Source organism: Micromonospora maritima, assembly GCF_902825405.1.
GTDB lineage: Bacteria > Actinomycetota > Actinomycetes > Mycobacteriales > Micromonosporaceae > Micromonospora > Micromonospora maritima.
Genome location: NZ_CADEAU010000365.1, coordinates 1 through 5,481, shown reverse-complemented (window position 1 = coordinate 5,481; position 5,481 = coordinate 1). Strand labels below are relative to the sequence as shown.

The 5,481-nt window shown below is 74.3% G+C and carries 5 protein-coding genes; 3 read left to right on the top strand and 2 right to left on the bottom strand.

The window, feature by feature from the left end:
* The coding region (locus tag HUW36_RS24520) for an ATP-dependent helicase C-terminal domain-containing protein (RefSeq protein ID WP_281357556.1) at nucleotides 1–771 on the top strand (771 nt) is incomplete at its 5' end.
* Nucleotides 772–777: 6 nt separating this feature from the next.
* Here the strand turns inward: HUW36_RS24520 and HUW36_RS24515 are convergent.
* A complete protein-coding gene (locus HUW36_RS24515) occupies nucleotides 778–1,503 on the bottom strand; it encodes a PP2C family protein-serine/threonine phosphatase (RefSeq protein ID WP_174530327.1) in 726 nt (241 codons plus the stop codon).
* A gap of 216 nt (nucleotides 1,504–1,719) precedes the next feature.
* Here HUW36_RS24515 and HUW36_RS24510 point away from each other — a divergent pair, with 216 nt between their 5' ends.
* Together HUW36_RS24510 and HUW36_RS24505 are read left to right on the top strand one after the other, a co-directional pair.
* Nucleotides 1,720–4,326: a glycoside hydrolase family 9 protein gene (locus HUW36_RS24510; protein WP_174530326.1), complete on the top strand. Its 2,607-nt coding sequence runs from the start codon at nucleotides 1,720–1,722 to the stop codon at nucleotides 4,324–4,326.
* Nucleotides 4,327–4,402: 76 nt separating this feature from the next.
* Nucleotides 4,403–4,723, top strand: a complete 321-nt coding sequence (locus HUW36_RS24505; RefSeq protein ID WP_091578394.1) for a DMT family transporter — start codon at nucleotides 4,403–4,405, stop codon at nucleotides 4,721–4,723.
* Between the two features lie 28 nt (nucleotides 4,724–4,751).
* On the opposite strand, the gene HUW36_RS24500 is transcribed toward HUW36_RS24505, so the two are convergent.
* Nucleotides 4,752–5,279, bottom strand: coding sequence for a DinB family protein (locus tag HUW36_RS24500; RefSeq protein ID WP_174530325.1), 528 nt, complete (start codon nucleotides 5,277–5,279; stop codon nucleotides 4,752–4,754).
* Nucleotides 5,280–5,481: the final 202 nt, after the last annotated feature.

The following is a 5,481-nucleotide window of genomic DNA, read 5'->3' as shown; positions in this document are numbered from 1 at the left end:
GCCCCGATCGACGAGGCGACGGCGCGCGAGGCCGGCGCCGGGCTCTTGCGCACCGATCGGGAGGTCGGCTGGTCCGCCGGCGACGTGGTGGCGCGGGAGGTGCTCCGCCTCGGCGCCGTCGAGCTGGTCGAGCGGCCGCTGAGAGCGCCGGACCCGGAGCTGGTGGTCGCGGCGGTGCGTGACGGCCTGCGGCAGGAAGGGCTCGACCTGCTCGGCTGGTCGCCGGAGGCGGTCGCGCTGCGCCGCCGGCTGGCCTTCTGCCGGTCGGCGCTCGGCGACGACTGGCCGGACGTCTCCGACGCCGCGCTTCTCGACGCCGCGCCGCTCTGGCTCGGGCCCGAGCTGACCCGGGTCCGCCGCCGCGGCGACCTGGCCCGGGTGGACGTGGCGGCGGCGCTGCGGCGGCTGCTCGACTGGCGGCAGGCGGCCCGCCTCGACGAGTTGGCGCCGGAACGGCTGCCGGTGCCCAGCGGCTCGCGGATCCGGGTCGACTACACCGATCCGGCCGCCCCGGTGCTGGCGGTGAAGCTGCAGGAGACGTTCGGCTGGCGGGACGCGCCCAGGATCGCGGACGGGCGGGTGCCGGTGCTGCTGCACCTGCTCTCTCCCGCCGGGCGGCCGGTGGCGGTCACCGCGGACCTGGCCTCGTTCTGGCGGACCGGTTATCCGCAGGTGCGGGCGGAACTGCGGGGTCGCTACCCGCGTCACCCGTGGCCGGAGGACCCGACGACGGCGGAGCCGACCCGGCGGGCCAGCCCGCGCCGGCGCTAGGCGCGGTCACTCCTCGACGACGTCGGCGATCACCACGGTGATGTTGTCCGGGCCGCCGGCCCGCAGCGCGAGGTCGATGAGCCGGGCCGCGCAGGCGTCCCGGTCCAGGCCCTCGCCGAGCACCTCGGTGAGGGTGTCGGCGCGGACCACGTTGGAGAGGCCGTCGCTGCACAGCAGCCAGCGGTCGCCGGCGCGGGGCACCATCGTCGCGTACGTCGGGGAGACCTGGTCACCCTGCAACGCCTGGGTCACCACGGCGCGCCGGGGGTGGCTGCTCGCCTGCTCGGCGGTGATCACGCCCTGGTCGACGAGCATCTGCACGAACGTGTCGTCGCGGGTGACCTGCTTGAGCACGCCCTCGCGGAACAGGTAGGCCCGGGAGTCGCCGACGTGCGCCAGCGCCAGGCAGCTGCCGGTGCGGGCGAACAGCAGCGCGGTCAACGTGGTGCCCATGCCCTGGCGCTCCGGGTCCTCCTCGACGGCCCGGCGGATCCCCTCGGTGGCCCGTTCGATGGCGCCCTGGAGCGCGGCGACGAGCGCGTGCTCAGGCGTCTCCACGTCCAGCGGGGCGATCGCGTCGATCGCGATACGGCTGGCCAGGTCGCCGGCCGCCATGCCGCCCATGCCGTCGGCGACCGCGACCAGCCAGGCGCCCGCGTGCTGCGCGTCCTGGTTGCCGCTGCGGATCAGCCCACGGTCGCTCGCTCCGACGGAACGAAGCTTCAGGGTCATGGGTCGCAGCCTGCCAGGTCGAGGGCTCGGTTGTCTCTAGGAGATCACCACCATCGTACGTGGCGCGGTGGACCCCCCTGCGCACGGGCGCGCGCGGGCCATCGGGTCGGATCGATTGACAGGGGCGGAACGCGGTGGAAACATCGCCCTGATAGTGGGAGCGCTCCCAGCTCCCGTGCTCTCCTCCACCACCCCCGAGCACGGAAGGAACCCTCCGTGACCCGATCCCGTCGTCGGCTGGTCGCGCTCGCCGCGGCCACCACCCTGGCGCTCGCCGCCACCGCCGGCCCGGCCTCCGCCGAGGTGCCGCCGGACGCCCCCGAACAACTGCGCAACGGCGACTTCAGCGCCGGCGTGTCCCCCTGGTTCTCCTACGGCACCGGCGACCTGGCGGTCACCGACGGCCGGCTCTGCACCACCGTCGCCGCCGGCACGGCCAACCCCTGGGACGCCGGCATCGGTCAGGACGCGGTGCCGCTGATCTCCGGCGCCGAGTACGAGCTGTCCTTCGACGTCTCCGCGACCCCCGGCGCGGCCGTCAAGGCGGTGCTCCAGCTCGGCAGCGCCCCCTACACCACGTACGCCAGCGTCGACGCCACCGCCAGCGGCACCGCGCGGCACGTCACCACCACCTTCACCTCCCCCGCCGACAACGCCGGCGCCCAGCTCATCTTCCAGATCGGCGGCAGCGCCCAGGCGCAGACGTTCTGCCTCGACAACGTGTCGCTGCGCGGCGGCGAGGCAGCCCCGCCGTACGAGCCGGACACCGGGCCGCGGGTGCGGGTGAACCAGGTCGGCTACCTGCCCGGCGGGCCGAAGCACGCCACCGTGGTCACCGAGGCCACCGCGGCGCTGCCCTGGCAGCTGAGGTCGGCCGCCGGTGCGGTGGTCGCCAGCGGCGAGACCACGCCGCGTGGCACCGACGCCGCCTCGGCGCAGAACGTGCAGACGGTCGACTTCTCCGCGTACCGCACGCCGGGCACCGGCTACACGCTGACCGTCGACGGCGAGACCAGCCACCCGTTCGACATCTCCGGCGCGCTCTACGAGCGGCTGCGCGCCGACTCGCTCCAGTTCTTCTACGCCCAGCGCAGCGGCATCGCGATCGACGGCGACCTGATCGGCGCCGAGTACGCCCGCCCCGCCGGCCACCTGGGCGTCGCGCCCAACCAGGGCGACACCGACGTGCCCTGCCAGCCCGGCGTCTGCGACTACCGGCTGGACGTGCGCGGCGGCTGGTACGACGCCGGCGACCACGGCAAGTACGTGGTCAACGGCGGCATCGCCACCTACCAACTGCTGAACGCGTTCGAGCGGACCAAGACCGCGGAGACCGCCGACGGCGGCGCGGCCCTCGGTGACGCCACGCTGCGGGTGCCCGAGCGGGGCAACGCCGTGCCGGACGTGCTCGACGAGGCCCGCTGGGAGCTGGACTTCCTGCTGCGCATGCAGGTGCCGGCGGGTGAGCCGCTGGCCGGGATGGTGCACCACAAGATCCACGACAGGAACTGGACCGGCCTGCCGCTGGCCCCGCAGGACGACCCGCAGCCGCGCGAGCTGCATCCGCCGTCCACCGCGGCCACGCTCAACCTGGCCGCCGTGGCCGCGCAGTGCGCCCGGCTGTTCGCCCCGTACGACGCCGCCTACGCGGCCCGCTGCGCCACGGCCGCGAAGACCGCGTACGCGGCGGCGAAGGCGCACCCCGCGATCTACGCCTCGGCCAGCGACGGCACCGGCGGCGGCGCGTACGACGACACGAACGTCACCGACGAGTTCTACTGGGCCGCGGCCGAGCTGTGGCTGAGCACCGGCGACAAGGCGTACCTGGCCGACGTCACCGCCTCGCCGCTGCACACCGCCGACGTCTTCACCCCGAACGGGGCGTTCGGCTGGCAGAGCGTGGCCGCGCTGGGCCGGCTCGACCTGGCCACCGTGCCGAACACGCTGCCGGCGGCCGAGAAGACCCGGATCCGCGCCTCGGTGACCGCCGCCGCGGACCGCTACCTGGCCGCGATCGACGACCAGGCGTACGGACTGCCGATGCCCGGCACCGCCGACGCGTACGTCTGGGGCAGCAACAGCAACGTGGTGAACAACGCGATCGTGCTGGCCACCGCGTTCGACCTCAGCCGGGACGCGAAGTACCGGGACGGGGCGGTGCGCAGTGCCGACTACCTGTTCGGCCGCAACGCGCTGAACATGTCCTACGTGACCGGCTGGGGTGAGCAGAACGCGCACAACCAGCACAGCCGGATCTTCGCCGACCAGCTGAACCCGGACCTGCCGAACCCGCCGGCCGGCTCGCTCGCCGGCGGCCCGAACGCCGCCCTCCAGGACCCGTACGCGGCGAACCTGCTCGCCGGGTGCGCGCCGATGTTCTGCTACGTGGACGACATCAACTCGTACGCGACGAACGAGGTGGCGATCAACTGGAACTCGGCGCTGGCCTGGCTCGCGTCGTTCCTGGCCGACCAGGGTGACGCCGGTGCCGTGCCGGCGCCCACCTGCGCGGTCGCCTACACCACCCACGGCAGCTGGCCGTCCGGCTTCACCACCCAGGTCACGGTGCGCAACACCGGTACGACGGCGGTGAACGGGTGGACGCTGCGGTGGGCCTTCACCGGCGGCCAGAAGGTCGGCCACGCGTGGTCGGCGGAGGTCACCCAGACCGGTGCCACGGTCACCGCGAAGAACCTGTCCTGGAACGGGAGACTCGCGCCCGGAGCGTCCACCACGTTCGGCCTGAACGGCACGGCTTCGACGACCCCCAACCCCGACCCCACCCTGGTCACCCTCAACGGAAAGGCCTGCACGGTCTCCTGACCCGTGCGCGTGCGGTGGTGGCGCCCGCCCGGCGTCACCACCGCACGGTCGGCGAATCGCCGGGTACGGTCCCGGCATGGCGTATCTGTTGCTGGCGCTCGCGATCACGGCCGAGGTGGTGGGCACCAGCCTGCTCAAGGCGAGCGACGGGTTCACCCGGCTCTGGCCCACGGTCGGCCTGGTGGCCTGCTATCTGGCCGCGTTCGGGCTGCTCGCCCTCGTGGTCCGGGACGTCCCGGTCGGCGTGGCGTACGCGATCTGGTCCGGCCTGGGCACCGCCGCGATCATGGCGGTCGGGGCGGCGTTCCTGGGCGAGCCGTTGAGCGTGACGAAGGTGGTCGGGGCCGGTCTGGTCATCGCCGGCGTGGTGGTGCTCAACCTCGGCGGCGCGCACTGACCGCGGGACGGCCCGCGCGACCGACGGCTCAGGCGCGGGCCGCGCGCAGCAGCCGGAGCTGACCGATCTCGGCACCGTTCTTCATCAGCTCGGCGTTGACCCAGGCCACCAGGTGCGCCACCGTGAGCCCGGCGTCGGCCGGCCAGGGGTACGCGGACGGGCGGGCCAGGTCGGCCTCGGTGCGGCCGTCGAGGATGTCCGTCCACTCCCCCCGCAGACCGTTCAGCCAGGAGACAGTCGCCGCGCCGGGCCCCGGCCACCGCACGTCCGCGCGCTCCCGTGGCGGTCGCTGCCGCAGATGATCGGCGGCCACCGACCACCACCAGCCGATGTGCCAGGTGAGCCAGGCGATCGTCGGCACGGGCACCGGATCCGGCTCGGTGTCGGCCCAGTCCGGACGCCAGCCACCGGCCGGGTCGGCCCGCATCGTCCAGCACAGCGGACCCGGTTCCCAGAGGAAGTCCGCCGGGTCGAGCCGGTCGAGGTGGTATTCGAGCAGCGCCCAGGTCAGGTCGAACTGCCAGCGGGACAGGGCCGGATCGGCGGGGTCGGACACCGGGCGATGGTGGCACGGCCGGGACCGCCGGTCGACCGGTTAACCGGCCGGGAACTCGGGGTGGGCGGCGGCCTGCCGGACCATCTCGTCCCACTGGCGGGCGACCGCCGCCAGGTCGTCCCGCCGGCTCCGCTCGAACTCCGCCAGCTCGGGCGCGACGGCGCGCAGCGCGGCCTGCCAGGCCGGCCGGCGACACTCGGCG